A 26,164-nucleotide genomic window follows, 5' to 3' on the forward strand; every position below is an offset into this window, starting at 1 on the left:
CCGATACCCGAACTGATCACGCCACAAAGGAGGTGTCAACGGTGGACACAACCAGAAAGCCAAATTCCTACAACTTTGCCGGATAACATGAAATCGCGCATCGCCACTCATGCGAGCACTCTACGACTGACAACCCAAAGCAATCCCACCGACGACCCCAAGGCTGGCTAATCGTGACCGGCCTTTCTTTGTGCTTCACGAAAGGAAAGCAGCCTTCTCCATTCAAGACATTCGGATGAAGCAGAGCACCATAAGTTTGTCACCCCCCTGATGGCTTCCAGCCAAAAGTAGACAAATAGAAATATTGCAGGCAAAAGTGTTAAATCACCATCTCATGGTTGAAAAATCACTATACACCATGCAAAACTGGTTCGGTCGAGATCTATCCACGTAGAGCTGCATTCACCAAGAAACGAGGAGATCTCATGCGAGGAAAACATGGGAAGATCATCAGGAAGCCAGTGTAGAAAAAGGTTCGGGACCAGTTCTCATGTTTTGCGGTGTCATTCCTGCCGTATTGTATTTTTTGCACTTTGCTTGCTGGCAACTTACGTTTCAGTTGGATTTTCTCAGACGCCAGCTTTGATCAAGGTTCAGACCTTTCTCGCCAGCGAAGGATACGAGCCCGGCCCGATAGATGGCCTTTACGGTACTCGTACCCGCCGTGCTTTACTGGATTTCCAAAGGGCAAATGGTCTTGAAGTCACGGGCAAAGCCGACAATTCAACATTACAGGCGATAGATGAACTGATCTTGCGCGCGGCAAGGAAAGAGGCAACTTCGTTTTCACATACAAAGAATAAAGGACAAGAACAAACGCCCCAGGCGACTAAACAAATCGAAGCGCGATCATTAGATGATCTGAAACCTGATCAATTGCCGCAAGAAAGCAAGTCTCAGATGCCAGTGCCTCGAGCAAGGCCAGTGTCTACACAATCTGATGGATTGATTACACCATCGGTCCCTCTCAGTCATGAAGAAGAAAAAAAGGACGAGGCTCCCCAATCATGGACTGTTGAGCAAGGTCTTCCAGATCGGAGAACCGAGCCCTCAGCAGAGCCAATTATTCAAGCCACAGAAAAATCCCAACAAATACATCAAAGCGAAAGCCCTTCTGATTTGAAGCCAGCTTCAAATAGGAGCAAGAGTGAGGAAGGAGGAAGCGCATGGTTGGGTTTTACCTTCCTTCTTGTTCTTCTGGGGTTGTGTTTCTTCATCATCCGCTGGTGTTATCGTATGGCTACCAAGATGCTCAAACGCCTGCTGTCAGATGTGGGAGACGGTAAAATCAATGACGATAACATGAACCAGTTCAAAGGCGAGAATGAAGATACCAAGTTGGGAATATCCATTGAGATTCGGTCCTCGTCTGAATCTGTGGCGCTATCCAGAGACAGGGAGCAAACTCGCGCGATTACAAAGTCATTAGCAAGACATCGCGAAAAGGGAGCAAAGAACCAACAAAAATCTATCAGCGCATCCCGTACGGCAGAGGCAGCACCAAGAACGACCAAGGCCGGCCTGTTTGGATCTGGCCAACGAAAGGGCTGGATGGCGGCTAGTGAAAGTGTTCAAGTTGCCGGACGCGAGATTGGTGGCATGGTCTATATCGGACCGGTGCCATCAAAAGGAGAGAGGCGCAAATCCTATATATATCCCTCCCTCAATGTTGCCAAACAAGGCTCGGACAAGGAAGGAATTCATCTGCCCTATTGGCCGAGCTATAGCGAGGTCAATGCCACGGTGCGCGCGACCTATCTTGACTGGCTGGCTCTTGGGCGTTGCGACCCCTCATATGATCCTGGTTACATGTTCCTCTATTTTTATGGTTTGGAAGAGAGGTTTTTCGACGACGATCCAGATAGGGAAGAGCAAAGACAAATTATCGCAGAAGTCGATCGTCTCAAGACCGTTTATGGCGATTATCGATCGGTCGAACGCTATCTGGACAATTTTCTGGAGCTCGCAAATCTTGTATTCGATCCAGATCACTTGAAGCTACCGGACGAACCGGGCTGGACCTCTGAGCTGCCAATCTCAGTGAACCTTCATATCGGCCGTAAACTTGTCAACGACCAGCCCCTCGGTGCCGAAGATGCCTTTCTATGGCTCCGACATCACCCCAACCGTCGTATGCGAACCCCGGCAAGGCGCTGTGCCAAAGAATTCAAGGCTCTGTTTGAATGCTTGTTTGCAGATAGATATCCCAATGGGATGACATTGCGCAAACCGCGCAAGAAACTCAAAATAAGTTACAACGCCGCCTCAGGTGAGTTCAGCCGGCAAATCTCTGATCGGATAGGAGATCTGCCGGATATTGGTGGTCTAACCAAACCTATCGAGGACCTACAGCTCATAGCTGATGAAGCTATGAATGCGTTGGACAAATATAGCCGCTTTCTTGGAACGGATGAGGTCGGCAGGGGAAGCATTCGCGGGCATACCCTTCTTCCTCAAGTTTTACGAAATCAGTTCCAAAGTCAGGAATTGGACAACCTCAAGGCATGGGCCGATCCAGTTCTGCAAGGAAATGGACTGATGCCTGTGGCCGACCTTCTTGAGAAATTGGAAGGACAGGCACCAGAGAAGACCACAAAACGGAGTTTGACTGATGCCGCTGATGCATTGGCCATGGCTGGGATCGGTCTCGCCCCAGACCCTCGATTTGCTCTGCGCGGTCCTCGCATTGAGGATCCGGTCATCCTTTTCTTGTTGCCACAAGGGGAACGTCAAGTTGCCCGGCATTCCGATGCCTATCAACTTGCCTTGTTGGAAGTTGCCCTGGGCACCTTTATCGCCCAGGCCGACGGAACGGTAAGCGAGGAAGAAAGCCGGGCGTTACAACATGCCATAGACAGCAATGAAGTGCTGTCGGACGCCGATCGACTCCGCCTTTCCGCCAATCTGTCATGGTTCCTTTCCGTGCCCCTCAATCTGCAACAATTACGCGGCAAATTGAGACAGGCAGGAGACGAGCAAAAGCAGGCCTTTGCCGACATGGCATTAAGGATGGCTGGTGCCGATGGTGTTATTCAGGGTCAAGAAGTCAGCCAGATCGAGAAGCTTTACAAGATTCTCGATCTATCGACTGCGGGCCTTTATTCCCGTCTACATGACCATGCTATCTCTCCGCCGATAACTGACGATCCAGTTATGGTTCGCGCGGCCGAGGAAATTGAGGAAGGCGTCACGATCCCCCCGGAAGCCATCCCGCAGCAACCTCCGCATGCCAATGGTCTCGACCTTGCGCGGCTGGAAGCAAGACGGAAAGATACAGCTCGCGTATCTCAACTACTCGGTTCAATCTTTTGCGATGACGACGATGAATATGCAGAGGCTGAGGCAGACAAGATTGTGACTGCACATGCTTTTTCCGGCCTTGATGAGAAACACTCCGGCATGGTGTCAGCTCTTATCGAACGAGAAGAATGGGCACAGGCAGAATTTGAGCAACTGGCTACACGCTTCGGACTAATGGCGGCAGGTTGTCTTGAAATCATCAATGAATGGGCTTTTGAGCAGCATGACGACATGCTGATCGAAGAAGATGAATGCTATGAAATCAACGGCGACATCGCCGCGCTTCTGACAATCAAACAAGCTTGAGGGATCTAGAATGAAAAGGGCGATCAAAAGACGGGAACGGGATACAATAATTCAGGCCTTACGCGCTGGCGTCGTGCCAAAACTCGGTCTGCAGCACATCCAGGTGGGACGCGCTGCTGAGATCGCAGAACTGGTCAAGGATATCGACCGGATCTCTGAAGGAGGGGCAGCTATCCGCTTCATCATCGGTGATTATGGCTCAGGCAAGACATTTTTCCTCAATTTGGTACGTTTGATTGCGCTGGAAAAAGGATTGGTCGTCATGTCAGCCGACCTTGCCCCTGATCGACGCTTACATGCTTCGGGCGGACAAGCGCGGGGCCTTTATGCTGAAATGGCGCGTAATCTGTCTACCCGCACCAAACCCGAAGGGGGAGCCATGGCCAGCGTGGTGGAACGTTTTGTCAGTCAAGCCAATAGAGAAGCAGAGGAGAAGGACTGTCCTACTGGTGAGGTCATCAGATCCCGCCTGGAATATTTTGAAGAGATGACGGGCGGCTTTGAATTTGCGCAGGTGGTCCATCGCTATTGGGATGCCTTTGAAGCAGGTGATGACGATCTCAAGTCTTCCTGTTTGCGATGGTTGCGCGGAGAATTTGCGACCAGGACCGATGCCCGCAAGGCACTCGGCGTTCGTACGATAGTCGATGATAGAAATGTCTACGACCATCTCAAGCTTATGTCCGCCTTTGTCGGAGCCGCCGGTTACAAGGGCCTGCTGGTTTCGCTCGATGAAATGGTCAATCTCTATAAGCTTACCTCCAGCCAAGCGCGCAACTCCAACTATGAACAGATCCTCCGGATTCTGAACGATGTTCTACAGGGCACTGCCAGCCATCTTGGCTTTCTGATGGGGGGAACCCCGGATTTCTTGCTCAATACACGCCGCGGGCTCTATTCCTATGAGGCGCTGCAATCCCGATTGGCCGAGAATCAATTTGCAAGAGAAGGTCTGGTGGATTTGTCTGGGCCGGTCATCAAGCTGGCCAATCTGACCCCTGAAGACATGCATGTGCTACTGGAAAATATTCGTGCTGTTATGCAGGAGCCAGATAGACAGATACCAGATGAAGCCTTGGTCAGCTTCATGCAACACTGTGCTAATCGCGTCGGAGAAGCCTACTTCAAAACCCCGCGCAATACAGTTACCGCCTTTGTCAATCTTCTCTCGATTCTTGAGCAAAATCCCGGAACTAATTGGGCAGATCTTATCGACAACGTTGACGTCGCTCCCGATGGCGGAGACGACCTGAGTGACATACTCGACGAGTATGAAGCAGGCAGTTCCAAAGAACCCATCAGAGTGTTGGAGGAAAACGACGATCTTGCTTCATTTCGACTTTAGGAATGCTGCCCGATGAACGAGTTTGATCGCCTGGCAAGGCCCATCCAGAAATGGATCAGGGGAAGAAACTGGACCGCATTGCGCCCTATTCAGGCTGAGGCGATCAACGCCATCTTTGGAAGTGAAGCTGATCTGATCATCGCAGCCGGTACAGCCGGGGGCAAAACCGAGGCTGCCTTCCTGCCGCTCATTTCGCAGGTTTTACAAAGCCCCTCAGAGTCAGGTTTCGATCTGGTCTATATCGGCCCTCTCAAGGCATTAATAACGGATCAGGCAAGGCGAATGGAAGATATTTGCCAGCACGCTTCACTCGCCATAACACCATGGCACGGCGATGTTTCTGCCTCGATAAAGGCTCGTGCAAGGAAGAAGCCAAAGGGAATTCTGCTGATCACGCCAGAATCACTGGAAGCGATGTTCATTCGAAATGGATTGCAGGTTCCTGTGTATTTTTCCCAGACTCGAGCGATTATCATCGATGAGTTGCATTCTCTACTCGATAATGAAAGAGGTGTGCATCTGCGTTCTTTGATGAACAGAATGGAACTGGCTGTAGGTCATCCCATCCGTCGTTTGGGCCTGTCTGCGACACTGGGCGATATGGATCTAGCCCGCACCTATCTCTGCCCAAACAAGCCCGAGCAAGTACAACTCGTTGAAGGTCAAAATGATAGTTCGGAATTGCTATTGCAATTACGTGGTTATGTTCAAGGCTCCATGCAATTTCCCGAAAACAAGAAAACGACCGATGGTTGTGAATGGACAAGGAATGAGAACGATACCGAGCAAGATGAGCATGCCGCCGATAGGGCAATTGCAGAGCACATTTTCGAGAAAATGCGTGGCAAGCGCAACTTGGTTTTTGCCGGAGCACGCAATCGCGTTGAACTTTATGCCGACCTTTTGCGCAACAAATGCGATAATGAACACCTGCCACAGGAATTTTATGCTCACCATGCCAATCTCTCGCGATATGAGCGTAGCTTTGTCGAGGACAGATTAAGCAAGGGAAATTGTCCTACGACCGCCATCTGCACCTCGACACTCGAACTTGGCATCGATATTGGCGATGTAAACTGTGTCGGCCAGATCGGTGCTCCCTTCACTGTCGCATCCTTGCGGCAGAGGCTGGGCCGCTCCGGCCGCCGGGCCGGGCAACCAGCTATCTTGCGGCAATATGCAATTGAAGACTATCTTTCGCCGGGAAGTCATATCGCAGATCGCCTGCGGCTAAATCTATTACGTGCGATTGCAATGATCGAATTACTACTTAATCGTTGGTGCGAGCCGCCAAGTCAGGAAGCGCTGCATCTGTCCACCCTGGTTCATCAGACATTATCTATCATCGCTGAACGAGGAGGAGCATCGGCGAAAAGGCTTTACATCACGCTTTGTCAAAAAGGACCCTTTCGAAAGGTAAGTCCGGACTTGTTTGGCAAGTTGCTGCGTTCTCTTGGAGATCCAGAGATTGGACTCATCGAACAGGCCGATGGTGACTTGCTGCTATTAGGGCCAAAGGGTGAAAAGCTCGTTGAGCATTATAGTTTCTATGCAGTGTTCAAAACGCCTGAGGAATATCGCCTCTTGCATGACGGTAAGGAAATCGGCACTTTGCCGGTGGACATGGTCCTGAACAAAGGATCTCAGTTGATATTTGCTGGCCGTCGCTGGGAAGTGATTGAGATCGATATAACCAGCCGGGCCATTCTCGTTATACCGTCACAATCTGGCACGCCTCCAAAATTCGGTGGCGATCCGGGACTGATAGATGACAAGGTCGTCAGCAAGATGCGGTTTGTGCTTGCAGATAGCTTTGTCCCGCAATATCTAGACAAGACTGCCGTCGCTCTATTGGAAGAAGCCCGTTCCAACTATCAGAGCTACCGGCTCGATAAATCCAGGCTTATCTCTCAAGCTGATGGTAGTCACATCCTCTCAACCTGGCGCGGCACGGTCAAGACCTGTAGCCTGGCCTTGGCACTCCAGACCCTTGGCTTCAAGACATCTCTCTATGATGGCATGATAGAGGTATCCAGCAACCCAGATAATCTGACAATTGAAGATGGATTATGTCAGATAGCTGATGGTCGTCATAACAACATGTTCAGCGAAGATTCCAACCTGATGTTTGAAAAATTCCATCCTTTTCTTACTGAGGAGTTGCTGCGCCTCGATGCCTTGTCCAACAAGCTTGATCAAAGCGCGTTAGCTCCGTTAGCGCAGGAAATCATCGAGGATGCTTGAAAGCAAGGAGAGATCAAAATGCAATCTGAACAGGTACAAATATAGACTTTTTGATCACTTTGTAACGTCCCAGTCTCCTTTGGCTCCCATACTGCGCTAAACGGCAGAAATGGTGCGGGCAAGTCGTCCATTCCGAAGGCAGAGGCCACAGGTTCGAATCCTCCCGGGTGCGCCAATATCTCATAGTTTGCTCGGGCAAAGATCTTGGCTCTGAGAAGTGGAAATATAAACCCGTCTGTAGTTTTCGCCTTCATGAGCCTTGCATACCGATTGATTTCCTGACCCGAGAGGGACTTGAGAGAATGATCACGAGGGCCTGAACGAGTCGCAGATTGTCTTTCGCAGCCAAGTGTGCGCTGGAGAGGTGTCATAGGATTGATGCCACAGCAGCATGATTGGCACTTCCTTCATTTCAACAGGAGGCTTCGCCGTTTCCAGTCCATACATTTTTGCAAAGCGCGTTGCCAGGCTCTCCGGAAGCGTAGCAACCAGAGGCGCATCCTTCAGCAACAGGGGGAAAAGCATGATCCTGGAAGAAGTCGCCACAACATTTATCTTCTGCTCCTCACGCCCCAGTGCCAACCGCAAGGGGTCCGGCTCGCCCTTGCTTTCAGTCACAACGATGTGAGGCAGAGCCTGCCAGCTCTTCAACTCTTTCATGTTTGCCCGATCGATCAGATCGGGATTATAGAGACTAAGAAACTGCTCATAAAACAAGAGCCTGCGTTTGTGATGCGCTCTCCCCTCCAGATAAGCGCCAATAGCGAGATGAATGGTGCCATCATCAAGGGAATCCTGAATATTCAGCGACCCGATGGGAATGAGTTTGAGTTTCAGGTTTGGCGCTTCCTGTCTCACTTTGAGCAGAAGCATGGGAGCAAAATCCGCCTCTCCGACGTCTGGAAGAGCGATTGAAAAGGTCTCCGCGCACTGAGACAGATCGAAAGGCACGTCTTTTCTGAACAACTCGTCAATCTGCGAGAGAATAGAACCCAGCGGCTCCTGAAGGCTTTGAGCATAAGGTGTCTTGACCATATGCACGCCCTGCCGGGTCAGGATCTCATCTCCCAGCAAGGTCCGCAGACGCGCCAGATTGTAACTCATCGCAGACTGGCTGAGAGAAAGACTCTCGGCAGCTTGAGTAACATTGCTGGTCTGAAGCAGAGCCTGCAAGCTCCGCAAAAGATTGAGATCTATCTTTTCCATCAGTCTGACTGATTGTCTATATGACTTGCACTTGTTGGATCTTCATTCCTGAAAGACTTACAGTCAAACAGCGGAAAAAGGAAGAAGTTTGCAAGAAGTTCTGTCCATTTTTGCATGTCTCTGGCGCTTTATCCTTGGCGTGCAAACCGTCTTCGATCGGGAGATCGGAGGATCTGGGAGGATCAACAAGACATCATCTTGAGCCTGTTTCACTCCGATACCTTATCCGTATTCGGTGGAGGGGAGGTTTGCGCCCAAAAGGGGGCATGATGACACCGAGATCTGGAGAGTGATTTTCCCATCAATGAAAAACAACTCGAGATTTGGGAGGATCGAGTGAATCTGAAGTTTTTCTATTTACGGGACACGATTATTCCGACAATCGCAAATATTGCCATCGCCTTCGGCATCGCGTTTGGCCAGACATCGGGCGGCACACACGGCGCACCATTCGAAACGACGTCAGGGGCAATGATCGAATTCATCCCCGGCACATTCATGCCAGCATTTCTGATTGCGCTTGTCGGCACCTTTCTGACGCGCAAGGCAATAAGGTCAGGCGTCATTCCACCGAAATCCGGATCCGTCGCAATCCCCCGGCACAACTGTCTGGTTCGATCTCTTGGAATTGGCTTGATCACAACTCTTGTGATGGTCCCGATCGCCGGGTTCCTTGCTCATGCCTATTTCCCTGACATGACAGCCCGCTCGAGCATCATTCTGCTGATGTGTGTGGACGCAACAATCCTTGGGCTGATTGTAGCCCCGCTCACCATCACACTGGAAAGATTAACCCACCAAACCATTGAGTTGGCTGCTCAGGCGAGCTCGTAACGAAACAGTGTTTCCGAAAAAGAGGTTATAAAATGACGCAACACGCACAACCGCAACAGGACTTTGATCTGGAAGCCTATCTGGCGCTGACACCCGAGAAAGCCTCCTTGCCGGCTCTCACTGTTGAAGAAGAAGCCGGACCTTTGGCCAAATATTTTCACGAGACGATTCCAACACCGGACCCCGAGCATTTGGCCATGATGGCCGAGCCTTGCGATCCGGCAAAGGCAATCGGTCCCGAACAGCTTAACGACCTTCTCGATCCCGGTTATCTGGAAACCGAAACGGGTTGGTGCAATCTGGAAAATGGCGCAGGCTTCATTGCAAACAGGATGTTCTATCCCAATGCAACCGCCGAGATGTTCGATTGGTGGTTCGCCTGGCATCCAATGCAAGATCTGCGCTATCGTATCTGGTATCCGGACTATCATGCAGGCACCAAGATCTCACCCCAAGACCGTGCCCGCCTGATGGATGCAAGCATTCCCCTGTCCGAGCGAAATCAGGGATGCGTTCATCATGTCACAGAAAATACTGGCTGCGGCATGGAAAATATCGCGATTCATTTTCTATCGCCCGAAGACATGGGCTTTGACATGTCGCGCTTCAAGCGCCCCAACATCGCGTCTTTTGCCGGTGGCTTCGGTCTCAGCGCCCCTGTCATCAGAAAGAAAGACACAATACCAGCCCCAGCCATCATGTGCCACACCTTCAGAGAAAAGGATGGCGGACTGGAGCATCGCACCCGCTTCTGGCTCGGCTATCTCATCAAGGACAAGAGACCTGAACTGATGCTCCCACCGGGCATTGCCATTCCTCCATTTGTCATCAAGGGTCTTGCCGAACATTGCGTACACGAATTTACCCGTCTTGGTGAAATGCTGCCCCGCATCCATGCGGAACTCGGCGCCGGTCCCATCGCATAGAACACGATCAACGCTTGGAGAAAAAACATGAAAGTTGCCGTTATCGGTCATACTGGCATGGGTGGGTCTGCTCTCACCCAACAGCTATTGTCTCGCGGTCATGAAGTGACGGGCCTGTCACTTGATGCCGAAAAGGTCCCCTCCCGCAATGGCCTGACCAGCGTCCGGGCCGACATATTCGATGTGCCCGATCTGACCGAAAAGCTCAAAGGGCACGATGTGGTTGTCTCAATCTTTTCCGGCGGTCACGAGGTCGATCTGAAGGTCTATTACCGTCAGGCAGAAGGAACGCGCCGCATCATCAAGGCATTCCGCGATGCCAAGGGCAAATATCTGATGTATGTCGGAGGCGCAGCCAGCCTGTTTGTCAAACCCGGACTTCAGATGTTTGACGATCCTCGCTTCCCGCGCTGGTATTTCGGCGTCCAACCCGCCGTTCATCTACGCTGGCTGGGCGACATCACCGGCGAAAGCTTCTTCTATGATGCCGCCGCACGCAAGGAGAGCGGAGAAATCAAACCGGGGCAATCCGATCAAGTCCTCGAAGACTGCGTCAAGAACTGGAAGCAGGTCCCTCTGCTTGAAGGGTGTCGCATAGCGCTGGATCTATTCGAAGGGCGCAGTGATTTCACATGGAGTTTCCTCTCGCCACCATGGCTTTATCGCCCAGGCACCGGGAGCGGAAAGTACGAACTCAGCGTCGATTATATGATATTCGAAAATGGTGTCCCGACCGGCATTGCCGTTCCCGACCTGGCTTTGGCGCTGGCCGACGAAGTTGAAAATCAGGCTCTTGTCCATAAGCATTGGACAGTTTATGGCACCCAGATCGATTGATCATATGGGACAACGCGCGTTCCGGGCATGCGGACCCCCGTAGAACAGAAGCGAGCCGGCGTCGGCATGACGCCGGCTCACAAATGTCCTTTCACATTCCTGTTCCAGATATCAGGCCTCGCGGATCTTCTGAAGCGCCTGAGCCAGACCCGCCTTCAGATCATCTCCATCTTCAAGCTCGATTTGCGCCGAGCGGGCACCCATGACATTGCCAGTCATTTTGCTGAAAATCTCACGGCGTGAGGAAGCGCAACGGTCCTGAGACCCCGGACCTTGCCTTGATGAAAATCCGCCGGATCACATCAGCAGAAAGGGTGGAGATCTGTCACATCGGCAAACATCACTTCGAGCCCGTCACTTGTCCAACGATAAAAATGACTGCAAACAAAAGGAAGATGAGCAAGGCAACGTTATAGCGGAAAGGAGAGGCATTCTTTTGTGATCTCGGTTGGCCGACGTAGCCATTTTCATGCATGAGATCAAGATTATGCTGCGCGTCCTTGTCCCCTTGCGCGGCAGCGAGCCCGTAATAATGCGCAGCCTTGTTGAAATCCTTATTCAATCCACCCCGACCATGCTCATACATGAAACCAAGATCAAACTGCGCTTCTGCTTGTCCCTGATCAGCTGCAAGCATGAACAATTGAGCTGCTTTTGCCATGTCTTCTTCAAGACCGCCACCACCAACATAATAGTTGTAGCCCAGATTGGTTTGCTCTTCGGCAGTCCCCTGCTCGACAATACGCCTGAATATCTGCTCTTCATGTTCACCGTCACTGGCCGATCCAGTTGCATCATCTTGCGTAGCGATGCTCTCCCCGTCTCCGACAATCTGATAGCCTTGATCAAGAGCAAGCCTTTTCAGGCGTTGAGCCTCCGTCTCGTCCTTGACCAGCCCTCCCTCGCCTTTTTCATACATCAGACCAAGGCGATATTGCGCATCCGCAAGTCCCTGATCGGCTGCCAGACGGTAGCAATAAGCGGCCTTGACAGCATCAAGCTCGAGCCCACCCTCACCATGCTCATACATGAAGCCCAGATTGAATTGAGCACCGCTCTGCCCCTGCTCCGCAGCAAGCGAGAATAATTGCACCGCCTTTGCTTCGTCCTTTTCCAGACTACCAGCGCCGGTATAATACCACACACCCAGATTATTCTGAGCATCCGCATATCCCTGATCGGCTGCGAGCATATAAAACCGGGTCGCCTCGCCATCGTCTGCTTCAAGGCCACCATGCCCATGTTCATGCATCATCCCAAGATAATACTGAGCCGGGGCATGGCCGAGTTCTGCTGAACGTTTGAAAAAACGCAGAGTTTCCTTGTGATCTTCTTCATAGATGCCCTTGCCGAGATAATATTGTTCACCCCATTTGAAGAGCTTTTCTGCTTCCTTTTGCCTTTTTACCAGATCGTCAGGACTATCCTGTTCACCATCGCTCTTTGTGAAAACTGGGTCATCCTGTGCTTGACTGGGGAGATCACTCTTTTCCGGCAAGATTGGCGGCAGCTGATTGCCTGCGACAAAAATCGGAGTTCTTGAAATATGCTCCGTCACATTGCCCGGCGTGTGGCATTCGGGAACCACCCCGTCCCTGCGCTTGTATCTGAGGCCAATATAGTCCGTTATTTCCTTGTGCAGGTCTTCAAGCGAGAGATAAGCAGGCGGATGGCCCGACTCGCCTGAAAGAACGGCGATCATCGCGCCGGTGAACATCGTCAACCCGCTCCCATCATCACCCACAGCGGCTTTTTCCTTGCTGGCGGCGGCGAGAATTGCTCGGCCCTTGGCAACAAACAAAGCATCGATCTGCTGCTTGATCATCTGGATGGGTCTGACAAACTGAAAATGTTTTACTGCGGCACCCGCATAGCAAGCATCGATAATGAAGTAGATACGCTTGTTGCAGAAATTGGAGTTATCGATCAGATACTCGAAATCCTCCATCACGATGGATCTGAAGGATTCCTTCTTATTGATATTATTCTTCAATAGCAGGCAGTATTTCTGATCGTTATTGCCCGAATAGGTGCCATGTCCGCAATAATAGATGATCAGATCATTGATGTCGGGATGGTCTTCGACATGCTGTTCGATTTGATCGACAATGCGATCAGCCCTCAGATCGGTGTTGAACAGATCAAGGATTTCAACCTTCTGGAAAACCGAATGAGCCGACCTCTCTGAAAACAGCCTTTTTACCGCTTCCGCGGAGTTTTTCAGATTCGGGTTATCAAGCCCATCATCCGGCATGTTGGGAAACTCACTTGCCCCGAGAATAACGACACCAAGCGCGTTCAACTCCGTCATTCGCCTGATCTCATTGTCAGGCCGTGACCCAAGAATGATTTCCTGATTGTCTCTTTTCCAGATTCGTCCTCTGGTATTGTATTTTTTGAGAAGGGCCTCGATTTTCCTCACAAGAACCCGGCCTGTTTCGTTGGCCGCGCCCTTTATGACTTCAAACCCCAAATCTCCAAGAATTACACCCGCACCACCAAACAGCAGGGACGCTCCGAGACTTTGATCACTCGGATTTTCGCGATAAAGACGAAGAGCAAAATCCTGCTCACCGGCTTCAAGCAGATCCTTTTCCAGCTCCCGCCGCATTTCCATGGCAAGAACCGACGCTTCACGATGAGAAAGGTCTGGGAAAGAAATGACGACTGTATCATCCGAATGACTACGCATGAATACACCCATTGAGAGTCCTGAATAATGAATTGGCTTCGATCATCAAGCGTAACACCGCCTAAAACAGTCAAGAGCAATCAAAAAATTGTTTGGCAACCTCAAATAGCTAAGCACTAAACAGGACGATTTTCTACAACTATTCGTCCAAAAACAGAGCATCCCTTCGGGCTCTTTTAAACTATGCCTAATTTCACTCGTTAATTTCGTACTATTACTTACAATATTGCGATAAACTCAATATATGCCCAGCATAGAAAGCGCTGCCTGCAAGACCTGCCACACGAAGGTAGGAAGGGCTTGGTCCCCGCGTTTGGTTGCCTTTTTCCCCATCGCTATTTGGTAGAATATACAAGGGTAAAAACTTATACCTAGACTGCCAAACCCAATTGCTTGTTCAATAGATCCGACACAACCGCCAGAATAATTGCTTCAACATCAATAGAACACAATTCTGCTTCGTAACTATCGGGCCGCCGCCCACGCAATCAGATCCATTCAATCCTCTCAGTCTCGGCGCATGAATGTTTCTGTCTCCTGATCGTTCTAACAAACTGAAATCAATATGAGCTTCACTCATTTAAAAGCCCTCGAATATGAAAGCATCCACATCATCAGAGAAGTAGCCTCTGAATTTCAGAATCCAGTTATGCTCTACTCGATCGGCAAGGATAGCGCAGTGATGCTGCATCTTGCCCGCAAAGCCTTCTACCCCTCCCGTTTGCCCTTCCCGCTCATGCATATCGATACAAGCTGGAAATTTCGCGAAATGATCGAGTTTCGCGACAAGATGGCCAAGGACTATGAGCTCGATCTGATTGTTCACACCAACGAAAGCGGGTTGGCGCATAATGTGAATCCCTTCACTCACGGCTCTTCGCTCTACACTCAAATCATGAAGACAGACGCTCTCAAGGAGGCGCTGACTGCTCACAAATTCGATGCTGCCTTTGGCGGAGCGCGGCGCGATGAGGAGAAGAGCCGGGCAAAGGAACGCATATTCTCCTTCCGGACAGCCAATCACGGCTGGGACCCCAAGAACCAGCGCCCGGAGCTTTGGAACCTGTTCAACACGCGCATCAAACCCGGAGAAAGCATTCGCGTCTTCCCCCTGTCCAATTGGACCGAACAGGACATCTGGCAATATATCATGCTGGAGAAGATCCCCATTGTTCCGCTCTATTTTGCCAAGGAACGCCCTGTCGTTGAACGGGACGGCACCCTGATCATGGTTGATGATGACCGCCTGCCACTGAAAGATAATGAAGTCCCGCAAATGAAGCTGGTGCGCTTCCGCACACTTGGTTGCTACCCCCTCACCGGTGCCATTGAAAGCCCGGCCACAACTCTCGAAGCGATCTTTGAGGAAATGCTGGTGGCCCGGACATCCGAGCGGCAAGGTCGCATGATCGACCACGATGACAGTGCTTCAATGGAGAAAAAGAAGCGGGAGGGCTATTTCTGATGACCGACATCGCAACTGGAAATATCTCTGCCGCTGACGGCAGACGCCTTTCTCAAAGCGAGGACAAGCGCGATATCCTGCATTTCTTGACATGCGGCAGCGTTGATGATGGCAAATCCACCCTGATCGGCCGCCTGCTTTATGACAGCAAGACCATCTTTGAAGACCAGATGTCGGCACTTGAAGCCGTCAGCAGAAAACATGGCACCACCGGGGAAGATATCGATCTGGCCTTGTTGCTCGATGGCTTGCAGGCAGAGCAGGAACAGGGCATTACAATTGATGTCGCCTACCGCTTCTTTGCAACCGACAAGCGCAAATTCGTTGTCGCCGACACCCCCGGCCATGAGCAATATACCCGCAACATGGCAACCGGCGCTTCAAACTGCGATCTGGCCGTCATCCTTATAGATGCCCGCAAAGGGGTTTTGACCCAAACCCGCCGCCACAGTTTCATCAACTCTCTTCTTGGTGTACGCCATGTCGTGTTGGCAATCAACAAGATGGATCTGGTGGACTATTCCCAAGCGACCTTTGACGGGATTCTCTCCGACTATCAGGCGCTCGCCGAAAGCTTTGATTTCGACAGCATCATGGCCATTCCGATATCGGCACGTTTTGGCGACAATGTCGTTGTCCAAAGCAACAACATGGCCTGGTATCAGGGTCCAAGCCTCATGAGCTATCTTGAAACCATCGATGTCGCGAAAGCAGACCGTGCCCTGCCTTTCCGCTTCCCGGTTCAGTGGGTCAATCGTCCCAATCTCAACTTCCGTGGATTCTCGGGCACCGTCGCATCAGGCCACGCCCGCGTTGGCGACGAGCTGGTTGTTGCCAAATCGGGCAAGACATCACGGATCAAATCCATTGTCACCATGGACGGTGACCTTGAAGAACTCGAAGCAGGCCAAGCCGTCACACTCACCCTGGAAGACGAAATCGATATTTCCAGAGGGGATATGCTTTCTGCCAGTAAACAACGCCCATGCGTAACAGATCAGATCTCGGCCCATCTCATCTGGATGGACAACGCGCGGCTCCTGGTCGGACGCCCCTATCTTGTCAAAATGGGAACCCAGCAGGTGCAGGCAACTGTGACGGCGCTGAAACACAAACTCGACGTCAACGACTTCTCCTCACGAACAGCAGGCAAAGCGCTGGAAATGAATGAAATCGGTTTGTGTAACCTGTCCTTTGCCGAACCCTTGGCCATGGATGCCTACGAGGAAAATCGGAATACAGGGTCATTCATCCTGATTGACCGTTTCTCCAACCAGACGGTAGCTGCCGGCCTTGTTCGCTTTGGTTTGCGCCGCGCCGACAATATTCACTGGCAATCCGTGGATGTCGACAAGTTCGCCAGATCGAAAGCCTTGGGGCAACGGCCCAGACTACTCTGGTTCACCGGTCTTTCAGGATCTGGCAAATCGACAATCGCCAACCTGGTTGAGAAGCTGCTGCATCAAGAAGGGAAGCACACTTATCTGCTTGATGGCGACAATGTGAGGCACGGCCTTAACCGAGATCTTGGCTTTACCGATATTGATCGGGTCGAGAATATTCGCCGCGTCGGCGAGGTTTCAAAACTGATGGTTGATGCCGGTCTGATTGTTCTGTCCGCCTTCATCTCCCCTTACAGAGCCGAGCGTCAGCTCGCTCGGGAAATGCTTGAGGAAGGTGAATTTGTCGAGATCTTTGTCGATACGCCTTTGGAGATCTGTGAAGCCAGAGACGTAAAAGGCCTCTATGCCAAGGCACGATCTGGCGCGATCAAGAATTTCACTGGCATAGACGCCCCGTACGAAGCGCCACTTGACCCTGACATCCACCTCAAGACCGATGAAATCTCTGCCGAAGAGGCTGCGGCCAAGATTGTGGCCTACCTGATGGAAACAGCTGGATGATATCTGCCAAGAGGGCCTTGTCCGGCCCTCTTTCACACAGGGGCTGCCGCCTCAAGCAGCCTTGGGCAAGGTCTCGAATATGCCCTCAAGCAATGGCTCGAACTTGCGCCATGACTGCGAGCTCCCTTTATAGACCTTTTCTCTCACCTGCTGGTTCGAGACAGTGCGCACCACACGTTTGTTTTTATGCGGAGACAAGCAAGAGCTTTCCCAATCAAGCTGCAAATGCTTGATAAGGCGTCTCGTTTCCTTTTCCTGATCATCGGTCAGCGCATCATAGTCGACCTCGAAAATCTGGTCCCCGAACATCTCTTTCCAGTAAGCCATCAGCTTTTCATAAAGCCCGTAATATTTCACCGTGCTCTCCAGATCGTAGCTGTATCCCAGTCCGTTTGCCACAAAATAGGATTTGAAGTTCGACCAGCAAATCGCCGCTGCATCCCGCTTGATATGAAGAATGCGCGCCTCGGGCAGCGCAGCAAGAATAAGACCGATATGCAGAAAATTGTGGGGCATCTTGTCAGTGACGAAGGGTGCGCCTTTCGACAGCCCTTTTATCGCGTTGAGATAATTTTGCCTGAATGCATGGAGCGCTTCGGGGCTCGCAGCCTCCGTTCCCAAACTCAATTTCTTGCCGAATTTGGAGACAAACTCCAATTCCCCGGCTCCCTTGACCAGAGAATGGCTCGAAATGATCTGCTCAACGAGTGTTGTGCCGGATCGCGGCATACCAAGAATGAAAATCGGCGTAACGGATCGGTCAGCAGGGCCGATTTGCAAGGTTGACTCCTTGATGGACGGGGCCGCCTTTTCGATATTTGAAAATGTCTCTTCATTTCGCCTGAAATCATAACCAAGCTGCTTTTGTCTCAGGTGCCCGCCAGCTATGTAGTTTTTCAGAGCACATTCCAGATTACCGATATCCTCGCACATTTTCGCCGAGGTGTAGTGCAAGAGGCATCTGGCTTCTAGCGACTGGTTGGGATCCTTGAGGAACTGCTCAACCTGCACGATTTGAGGATCCTGAGGAGTATATCTGGTGAGCCGACTGATGCCGAAATGAACTTCGGCATAATCGGGCTTGAGAGAAAGCGCTTTGCGAAAGGCCTCGAGAGCCTGCTCTTTATTGCCAAGCGTCTCATTGATAATGCCAAGATTGCTGTAAGCCTTTGCATAGTCTGGCCTGATCGATAGCGCCTTGTTGCAAGACTCGATCGCATTCTGAAAGTCTTCAAGTTCGAAATAGGCATGGCCAAGACTGTTATGCGCCACGAAGAAGTCGGACCGCAACGCGATTGCCTTTTCAAATGACGAAACCGCCTCTTCAAATTCCTTCAACTCGCAAAGAACCGTTCCCAAGTCATGATGAGCCTCGGGAATGTCCGAGCGAACCGCTATTGCATTGGCATAGGCATCCCTTGCCTCACTCAGTTTTCGTTGCTCTTGCAAAGCATGACCCAAGTTGTAAAGAGCCTCGGGAAACTCGGGTTTGAACTCCAATGCCTTCCGATAAGCAGCCTCCGCCTCTGCAAACTTTCTCTGCTTCTGCAAGACGTTACCGATATTGTTATGAGCCTGGGCCAGATCCGGCTGGATGGACAGCGCATTTTCAAAGGACAGTCTGGCCTCTTCGAGTTTTCCCAAAAACTGGCAGGCATGTCCCTTGTTCAGATGTGCTTCAATATGGTCAGGTTTGCTCGCCAATGCCTTATCGAATGCCTTGACCGCATCTTCAAACTGCCCCGTCTGCATATAGGCAAGCGCAAGAATATTGGATACGAGAAAATTCTTGGGCTCGATCTTCAGGATCGACCTTGCACCCTGAATGACTTCCCTGAACCGCTTTTGAGCAAACATCTGTTTGAGAAGATCGATGTCACGATCCAGACTCGTACCCTCGCCGAGATTAGCCCCCCGGCTGCCCAACGCCATCAGACCTTTCATGGCTCTTTTATTGTTGGGATAATCTTGCAGAACAAGCTCGTAGTTTTCCCGTGCCTCTGCGAACTTACCCTTCTTGGCGAGAGAATTTGCTTTTCTTAAAATATTGTCGACTTGGATCTTCGCCATTGACACTCAATTCCTTTTTCGAAAATGCTGACCCCTGTCAAGATTGCGGGGTCTTGACTCATCGGGATCGCAGGAATTGACTCTGCAATAATGTCCTTGTTGTGTTCAATTGGACTAGCGTTTAGGCCGATATGCGCACTTTTCTCGCCTTTATGTCTAAAAAGACACCGACAGACATTTGCAGAAACACTTTAACAGCACTGGTCGGCCGGTTGCAAAAGAGACGACAACCTCTCTGACATCAACAGCAGGACTGGCCATCCGGACACGGGACGGCCAAGCCAAGATTTTTTGCCTGAAGCAGCCTCATCGCACGGGAACATTTTGCACGCAGAAATATTCCGGACTGTTCAATTCCCGCATGCCGATCACATATTTACCCGGTTTGCTAAGCCAGTCACTGGCCTTCACATAGCCCGCCTTGGTTGTCCAGATTTTGTATCGGCTGCAAGCCAGAAAAGCATAGACCGTGCTGACGGACGGATGAAACCGCCTCACATCAGCTTCACGATCATAATAGATTTTGGAACCAAAAGAGAATTTGACATATTTGGGTGCGGGAGCGGATGTCCCGAAATCGAAAACCAATTGTCCGGCCTGTGCCGAACCGAACATCGACAGAGCCAGCAATGAAGTGAGCAACAGCTTTTTCATAAATCACCTATTCACGCCCCGGCCTTGCGGATGGCGCCAGTCGTTCCTGTCCATTTATCAAGCTCATGGCAAGCCAATTCCATTTTACCTAATTTTACCAGAAGCTTATACTGTCACAATCTACCGATCCAAGCGCCAAGACAATCGGTCAGATGTACCAGAACCGGCAGGCTTTCCGCCGCAAATCAGGAAAAAGCGTGAAGAAGGAGGCCGACTTTGCTCAGCTCCGTATCAACAGAAGAAACCGAAGAAGAGCACAATCCGTCAACGGCAGGGTGTCGCGGTGATTACGCAGCGGTAAGGCGAGGTGACATGCCGGAACATGGGATTGCAGATGATTTCCGGATTTTGTGCTTTCTCAAAATCCGCATAGTCGACACCTGCCAATTTTTCAGCTTCCTTGTGCCAGGTAAACATCGCAGCGGCTCGTGCCCTTGCCGACCTGCTTTCGTCAGGCACATCACCGGTCAGATTTTCTGCAATCCCTGATGCCTCGATCCGCATGCGAAGACACTCATTGCCCGCAGCATTGCTCGCGACCGGAGCACAGAGACACAAAAAGACAATAGCGCTTGGCACCGATCCAAGCTTCGGCAATCTATTCTGCATAGGGACCCCTCCCGCAAGCGAAAAGCCAAACTGCCCACTTCGTGATCTGACAGGATGGTTTCTCAACCAATCAAACGATTTCAAGTCTGCCGAACCTGCCGCCCAATGTCGAGCAGACAAATGGTCCCGGACGCAGGCAACCGGCGCCTTTCCGATTGCCGAGCCACCCAATAAAAAAGCGCACGATCTTGCCAAAATGGGCAATCCTGTGCGCTTCCTCTGATGCTGAACGAACAGCAATCCATAGTCGCCCCCTGTCAGGAGCCCATCAAGCCTACTCGATCAGAATAGCCCTGAAATCATTGACATTGGTCATGGTCGGCCCCGTGACAACGCTGTCTCCCAGCGCTTCAAAGAAACCATGTCCGTTGTTATTGGCAAGCTCCTTGCGTGGGTTCATGCCCTTGTCAAAGGCCCGCTTGATGGTGTCCGGCGTGGCAATCGCTCCGGCAATTTCCTCGACCCCATCAACCCCATCGGTGTCACCGGCAAGGGCATGAACGCCCTCAAGTCCATTAAGCCCGACGGCGAGGGACAGAAGAAACTCGACATTACGCCCGCCGCGTCCATCCCCTTTCAGGGTCACCGTGGTCTCGCCACCCGAAAGCAGCAGGCAGGGTTTTTCGAAAGGCTGCCCCTTGGTCACAATCTGACGGGCAAGACCGGCCATGATCGTGCCCACATCGCTTGCCTCACCTTCAAGACTGTCGCCCAGAATATGGGTTGTCACGCCTGCATCACGCGCAACCTTGGCAGCCGCCTCAAGCGCCAACTGAGGGGCCGCGACAATATGGGCCTCACACCGCGACAATTTCGGATCACCGGGCTTGAGGCTCTCGCTTTTCGAGCTTTCAAGAGCAGCCATGACGCTGGCAGGCAAGTCCAGCTTGTAACGCTGCACGATTTCCAGAGCGTCGTCACGTGTCGTCGGATCGGCAACCGTCGGACCCGAAGCGATATCCATGGGATTGTCACCCGGCACATCGGAAATCAGCAAGGTTGTAAGCTTGGCAGGATAGCAGGCGGCAGCCAGCCGCCCACCCTTGACAGCCGAGAGATGGCGCCTGAGGCAGTTCATTTCGGTGATGGTCGCACCGCATGCCAGCAGGGCCTTGTTTACGGCCTGCTTTTCCTCAAGCGTAATGCCATCAAGCGGCAGGGACAAAAGAGCGGATCCTCCACCTGAAATCAGACACAGGATCTCATCGTCTTCGGAAAGATCGGACACATAGTCCATCATGCGTCGGGCGGCCAATAGGCCTTGGTCATCAGGCACTGGATGGGCCGCCTCGACTATCTCGATCCTCTCGCATGGCACATTATAGCCATAACGCGTAACCACCAGACCTTCCAACGGTCCATCCCAATGATCCTCCACCGCCTTGGCCATCGCAGCGCTCGCCTTGCCAGCCCCGAGGACGATAAATCGTCCCCGAGGAGGCTCTTGTGGGAGGAACGGAGCAACACAACGCGAGGGTTGCGCTGAACTGATTGCGGCATCAAAGAGCGACCGCAGGAAGGATCTGGTGTCTCGCATTAGGCTACCGTGTGGTTTGCAAGAAGTTCAAGAGCTTTCACCATGGCTGAGTGATCCCATGCCGATCCACCATTGGCCGAACAGGCATTGAACAATTCCTGCGCAGTCGCGGTGTTGGGCAAGCTGATCCCCATGGCTTTGGCATTGCTAAGAGCCAGATTAAGGTCTTTTTGATGCAATTCAATACGGAATCCTGGATCGAAGGTCCGTTTGATCATGCGTTCACCATGAATCTCGAGGATTTTGGATGATGCAAAGCCACCCATCAGGGCCTCACGCACTTTCGCAGGATCAGCCCCGGCCTTAGAAGCAAACAGCAATGCTTCGCTGACAGCTTCGATATTGAGCGCCACGATGATCTGGTTGGCAACCTTGCAGGTCTGTCCATCGCCATTGCCACCAACGAGCGTGATATTCTTGCCCATCAGATCGAACAGCGGCTTGGCTGTTGCAAAGCCTTTCTCCGAGCCACCGCACATGATGGTGAGGGAAGCGGCCTTTGCACCAACTTCACCGCCAGAAACCGGTGCGTCGACATATTCGCAACCAAGATCATTGATCTTCTTGGCAAATTCCTTGGTATCGACCGGAGAGATCGAGCTCATGTCGATGACGGTTTTGCCAGCAGAAATCCCTTCTGCAACACCATTTTCACCGAACAGAACAGCAGCCACATGAGGCGTATCAGGGACCATGACAATAATGATGTCGGATTTTTCTGCCACTTCCTTGGAAGATGCAGCAACGCTTGCGCCTTTTGCCGTCAGGCTTTCAGGCACTTTGCCCACATCAAAGGCTACGATCTCATGACCACCATCCAGGAGATGTTCCGCCATGGGTGCGCCCATGATGCCGGTACCGATAAAACCTACTTTGCTCATAGTGAAAGCTCCCTCTTTGTTGCATGACATGCAACCGTTTAAATGGATTGTTTGTTAAGGCTCTAAAATGCCTCAAGCATTTCTGAATTCGTCAAGTTTGGCCTGGGCACCGGCGCGCATCATTGCACTCTCGGCCCCAAGAGCAACAAATGTGTAGCCCCACTCGAGATAGCGTTTCGCATCAGCGGAAACCGGTGCGAGCGTGCCAATTGGAATACCTTTCGACTTGCAGACGTCAGCGCAATGCTTCATGGCGGACTGAACATCCGGATGGCCCGGATTTCCAAGATGGTCCATGCTTGCGGACAAGTCGGCCGGACCGATGAAGACACCACCGAGATTCTTCACGTCACAAATCTTCTCGATGCGATCAACCGCATTTCCTGTTTCAACCTGAACCAGGGTGCAAACCCTGTCATTGGCTGTTGTCAAATAGGAGGCATCGGCACCGTAAGAGCTGGAGCGCTGAACGGTGGCAACACCACGCACGCCTTCCGGGGGATAACGCATGGCTGCCACAGCGGCCGCAGCTTCATCTTCATTTTGCACATAAGGAACAAGGATCGTGCGGAAGCCGATATCCATGAAACGCTTAATCAGAACGGTGTCATTCCAGGTTGCCCGAACAACCGGTTCGCTGTGACTGCCACGCAGGGCCTGCAACTGCGGAACCAGAGTGGTCATTTCGTTGGGTGCGTGCTCGGCGTCAATAACGAGCCAATCATAGCCGATTGCCCCGATAATTTCCGTTGCCAGATTGCTGGTCAGGCCGATCCAGAGGCCATATTGTTTTTCGCCCTTCGTGATCGCTTCCTTGAAACGGTTTTCCTGTGGGCTGATAAAATTCGTCATCGCTATGACAATCCCCCTTTTGGGTTATTTTCTCAAAACGCTCATTCAGTGAAGGGAATGCGGACCAGACAACCGGCTCAAGGTCGACATCTGCCAACCCTCAAGAGCCTTTCGACTTTCAGTTTCTTACGCACCCGACCGTCCCGATCGTTGGAGGGGAATAAAAGGGACACAAGGATACATTTCCCGAAACTGAAAGCCGAAACCGTGTACGCGATTCCTCCAGAGCCGCCATTGCTCTTCTCGTCACAATTTCTATATTGATCATATTAATTAATCAGCTCAATTTTCAAGGAAAAATTTCAATCCTCGCAAAAACTGCTACAAAATGACCAGTTTCACCCTCCAAATAGTGGCTAAAACCGACCAATTCCACATGATTTGTGGATAGTTGGATTTTCACTTGCAGACCACTCCGAAAAATATAGCATATTAATATGATTTATCCATAATTAGTCAGATCAATAATCTGGCGAACTGGATATGTGTGTATGACCTCAAGACCTGCACGCCAATCGCAAAGTCGGCATTTTCGTAACAGAGTGATCTTTTTCTTGCCTTCCCTGCCATGAAGGGGTCTAAACAAAAAGGGACTGCCGACCAGAACCGAAGCAGCAACAGACAGGACAACAATGTCGAGTGGTGAATTCATAGCGGTACAGACCGGCTCACTCAGTGATCGAACCGTACGGCAGATCGAAAAGATGATATCCGACCGCGACCTGCGACCAGGCGACCGGCTACCGACCGTACAGGAGTTGAGCCAGCGCCTTGGGGTGAGTCTGTCGGTCGTGCGCGAAGCCATCGCATCACTGCGCGCCAATGGCACCATCTTGACCAGACAGGGAGCCGGCATTTTCGTCGCCGAACAAAGCCCGGTTGAAAATCGCGGTCTTTTCTCAGGCGACCTGTCACAAATATCATCGATTGTCGAAATTCTTGAATTGCGCCTCGCCGTTGAAGTTGAGGCCGCAGGCCTTGCCGCAGAAAGACATTCCCTCGCTCAGGAATCGCGCATCTATGAAGCCTTTCAGGATATCGAGATAGCGTGCACCCAGGGACGAACCGGCGAGAGGGAAGACTCGAGATTTCACATCACCATTGCCGAAGCGACCAACAACAGGCGATTCGTCGACTTCCTTGAACAGCTTGGCAACGCGATGATCCCAAGGAGTGAATTGGGCTCTCTGTCTTCGGGCAAACCGAAACAACAGGATTATCTGAACCAGCTTCAGAAGGAACATCTCGCGATCCTCGAAGCCATTTCAAGCGGCGATGTCGAGCAGGCGAGAACAGCAATGCGCAATCATCTGTCCCATAGCCGCGACCGTTACCATCGCCTGATCAAATCCAAGACAGGGTCCCGCTAAATAGCGCACGCCATGTCTGATCCCCGATCAAGCAGTATCGCGCTCCATAATCTCAAATCCGACATCAAGCATTTTATGCTCGACAGGCACACCACCCAACCGGGCAAGCAATGAATTTGCCGCCTGGCGCCCCATCGTCGCGCGATCAATCCTTACCGTGGACAGCGCCGGATAAGTGTGCGCGGCAAAATTCTGATCACCAAATCCGACAATCGCAATATCGTCGGGCACAACGAGTCCCCGCGCCTGCACTTCTGTCAAGACACCATGAGCCAGCGTATCGGAGCTACAAAAAACAAGATGGCCATGCAGACCTGCGTCCAACAACTTGGCAGCGCCCTGTCGACCGAGCTGAAGATTGGAGATTCCGCTGACAAAACTGGTCGGAACGTCAACAATACCGCGATCAAAAAGTACCTTCTTGAAGCTGTCATTGCGTATCTGGGCCCGCTGGTCTTCGGCCGACACAATCGCAAATTTCCTATAGCCCTTGTCATAGAAATACTCAGCGGTTTTTCGGCCGACACTCCTTTGCGAGAAACCAACAACGATATCAAGTGGTGTCGGGGTGATGTCCCATGTTTCAACAATTGGAATATCGGCAGCAAGAAGTTGACGACGACAATTGTTGGAATGCTGAATGCCGGTCAGGAAAATGCCATCGGGACGCCTGCTCAAAACAGCGGTGACAAGACGCTCCTCCTCTTCAAGACTATATCCGACCTCCCCCTGAAGAACCTCGTACCCGGCCTCTTTCATAGGCTTTGCAAAATGTTGAACGGTCTCCGCATAAACGATATTGACCAGACTTGGCACGATCACAGCAACAAGACGGCTCTTGTTGGAGGCAAGTCCCCCTGCCAGCATATTGGGCACATAACCGGTCTGCTCGATCACCTGATTGATACGATCAAGTGTTTTCTTTGCGACTTTGTCAGGATAGTTGAGCGCACGCGATACAGTGGTCGGAGCAACACCCGCCAGACGGGCAACACTTTCAAGCGTTACGCGCTGTGTTCCCTGACGGGTCCTTTTGGGTTCTTCATTCAGAATTTGCTCGTCTGTAACATCTGCCACGTGTCGTATTCCAATTTCCGCCTGTCCCCTCAAAACCATGATTGCCAAGGGCATG

18 protein-coding genes are annotated in these 26,164 nt (G+C 51.5%); 9 read left to right on the plus strand and 9 right to left on the minus strand.

The window, feature by feature from the left end; genetic code table 11:
- Nucleotides 1–438: 438 nt before the first annotated feature.
- From ACHZB8_RS19805 to ACHZB8_RS19815, 3 genes are read left to right on the plus strand one after another with little or no spacing between them, the layout of a single operon-like run.
- A complete protein-coding gene (locus ACHZB8_RS19805) occupies nucleotides 439–3,606 on the plus strand; it encodes a TerB N-terminal domain-containing protein (protein ID WP_316862858.1) in 3,168 nt (1,055 codons plus the stop codon).
- Nucleotides 3,607–3,616: 10 nt separating this feature from the next.
- Complete coding sequence (locus ACHZB8_RS19810) at nucleotides 3,617–4,951, plus strand: ATP-binding protein (protein WP_316862860.1); 1,335 nt, start codon at nucleotides 3,617–3,619, stop codon at nucleotides 4,949–4,951.
- Between the two features lie 12 nt (nucleotides 4,952–4,963).
- Complete coding sequence (locus ACHZB8_RS19815; protein ID WP_316862862.1) at nucleotides 4,964–7,195, plus strand: DEAD/DEAH box helicase; 2,232 nt, start codon at nucleotides 4,964–4,966, stop codon at nucleotides 7,193–7,195.
- Nucleotides 7,196–7,501: 306 nt separating this feature from the next.
- Here ACHZB8_RS19815 and ACHZB8_RS19820 read toward each other — a convergent pair whose 3' ends face one another.
- Nucleotides 7,502–8,401 carry a LysR family transcriptional regulator gene (locus tag ACHZB8_RS19820; protein ID WP_316862863.1) on the minus strand — a complete coding sequence of 300 codons (900 nt, stop codon included), beginning with the start codon at nucleotides 8,399–8,401 and terminating at the stop codon, nucleotides 7,502–7,504.
- 336 nt (nucleotides 8,402–8,737) lie between these two features.
- Between ACHZB8_RS19820 and ACHZB8_RS19825 the strand changes: the two genes are divergently transcribed.
- From ACHZB8_RS19825 to ACHZB8_RS19835, 3 genes are read left to right on the plus strand one after another with little or no spacing between them, the layout of a single operon-like run.
- Nucleotides 8,738–9,235, plus strand: coding sequence for a hypothetical protein (locus ACHZB8_RS19825; RefSeq protein ID WP_316862865.1), 498 nt, complete (start codon nucleotides 8,738–8,740; stop codon nucleotides 9,233–9,235).
- A 32-nt stretch (nucleotides 9,236–9,267) separates the two neighbouring features.
- Nucleotides 9,268–10,161 (plus strand): DAPG hydrolase family protein, encoded by an 894-nt coding sequence (locus ACHZB8_RS19830; RefSeq protein ID WP_316862867.1) that lies wholly within the window; start codon nucleotides 9,268–9,270, stop codon nucleotides 10,159–10,161.
- A gap of 27 nt (nucleotides 10,162–10,188) precedes the next feature.
- Complete coding sequence (locus ACHZB8_RS19835; RefSeq protein ID WP_316862869.1) at nucleotides 10,189–10,998, plus strand: NAD(P)H-binding protein; 810 nt, start codon at nucleotides 10,189–10,191, stop codon at nucleotides 10,996–10,998.
- A 340-nt stretch (nucleotides 10,999–11,338) separates the two neighbouring features.
- Here the strand turns inward: ACHZB8_RS19835 and ACHZB8_RS19840 are convergent, their stop codons facing one another.
- Nucleotides 11,339–13,690 carry a caspase family protein gene (locus tag ACHZB8_RS19840; protein WP_316862871.1) on the minus strand — a complete coding sequence of 784 codons (2,352 nt, stop codon included), beginning with the start codon at nucleotides 13,688–13,690 and terminating at the stop codon, nucleotides 11,339–11,341.
- Nucleotides 13,691–14,255: 565 nt separating this feature from the next.
- Between ACHZB8_RS19840 and cysD the strand changes: the two genes are divergently transcribed.
- Together cysD and cysN are read left to right on the plus strand one after the other, a co-directional pair.
- Nucleotides 14,256–15,155: a sulfate adenylyltransferase subunit CysD gene (gene cysD, locus ACHZB8_RS19845; RefSeq protein WP_316862872.1), complete on the plus strand. Its 900-nt coding sequence runs from the start codon at nucleotides 14,256–14,258 to the stop codon at nucleotides 15,153–15,155.
- Nucleotides 15,155–17,059: a sulfate adenylyltransferase subunit CysN gene (gene cysN / locus ACHZB8_RS19850; protein ID WP_316862874.1), complete on the plus strand. Its 1,905-nt coding sequence runs from the start codon at nucleotides 15,155–15,157 to the stop codon at nucleotides 17,057–17,059. The genes cysD and cysN overlap by 1 nt, the downstream gene beginning before the upstream one ends.
- A 51-nt stretch (nucleotides 17,060–17,110) precedes the next feature.
- Here cysN and ACHZB8_RS19855 read toward each other — a convergent pair whose 3' ends face one another.
- The 6 genes from ACHZB8_RS19855 to ACHZB8_RS19880 all read right to left on the minus strand — a co-directional run bounded on the left by ACHZB8_RS19855 (nucleotide 17,111) and on the right by ACHZB8_RS19880 (nucleotide 23,662).
- Complete coding sequence (locus ACHZB8_RS19855) at nucleotides 17,111–19,129, minus strand: tetratricopeptide repeat protein (protein WP_316862876.1); 2,019 nt, start codon at nucleotides 19,127–19,129, stop codon at nucleotides 17,111–17,113.
- A 306-nt stretch (nucleotides 19,130–19,435) separates the two neighbouring features.
- A complete protein-coding gene (locus ACHZB8_RS19860; RefSeq protein WP_316862878.1) occupies nucleotides 19,436–19,783 on the minus strand; it encodes a hypothetical protein in 348 nt (115 codons plus the stop codon).
- A 264-nt stretch (nucleotides 19,784–20,047) separates the two neighbouring features.
- Nucleotides 20,048–20,392: a hypothetical protein gene (locus ACHZB8_RS19865; protein ID WP_316862880.1), complete on the minus strand. Its 345-nt coding sequence runs from the start codon at nucleotides 20,390–20,392 to the stop codon at nucleotides 20,048–20,050.
- A gap of 274 nt (nucleotides 20,393–20,666) precedes the next feature.
- A complete protein-coding gene (locus ACHZB8_RS19870; protein ID WP_316862881.1) occupies nucleotides 20,667–21,929 on the minus strand; it encodes a glycerate kinase in 1,263 nt (420 codons plus the stop codon).
- On the minus strand, nucleotides 21,929–22,810 hold the full coding sequence (gene glxR, locus ACHZB8_RS19875) for a 2-hydroxy-3-oxopropionate reductase (RefSeq protein ID WP_316862883.1): 882 nt from the start codon (nucleotides 22,808–22,810) through the stop codon (nucleotides 21,929–21,931). Before glxR ends, ACHZB8_RS19870 begins: the two co-directional genes overlap by 1 nt.
- A 72-nt stretch (nucleotides 22,811–22,882) precedes the next feature.
- Nucleotides 22,883–23,662: an aldolase/citrate lyase family protein gene (locus tag ACHZB8_RS19880; protein ID WP_316862884.1), complete on the minus strand. Its 780-nt coding sequence runs from the start codon at nucleotides 23,660–23,662 to the stop codon at nucleotides 22,883–22,885.
- 632 nt (nucleotides 23,663–24,294) lie between these two features.
- On the opposite strand from ACHZB8_RS19880, the gene ACHZB8_RS19885 reads away from it, so the two are divergent.
- Nucleotides 24,295–25,032 carry a FadR/GntR family transcriptional regulator gene (locus tag ACHZB8_RS19885; protein ID WP_316862885.1) on the plus strand — a complete coding sequence of 246 codons (738 nt, stop codon included), beginning with the start codon at nucleotides 24,295–24,297 and terminating at the stop codon, nucleotides 25,030–25,032.
- 27 nt (nucleotides 25,033–25,059) lie between these two features.
- On the opposite strand, the gene ACHZB8_RS19890 is transcribed toward ACHZB8_RS19885, so the two are convergent.
- Entirely contained in the window at nucleotides 25,060–26,109 is a 1,050-nt protein-coding gene (locus ACHZB8_RS19890; protein ID WP_316862886.1) for a LacI family DNA-binding transcriptional regulator, read from the minus strand.
- Between the last annotated feature and the right edge of the window lie 55 nt (nucleotides 26,110–26,164).

It is taken from the genome of uncultured Cohaesibacter sp., from assembly GCF_963556055.3.
Lineage (GTDB): Bacteria > Pseudomonadota > Alphaproteobacteria > Rhizobiales > Cohaesibacteraceae > Cohaesibacter.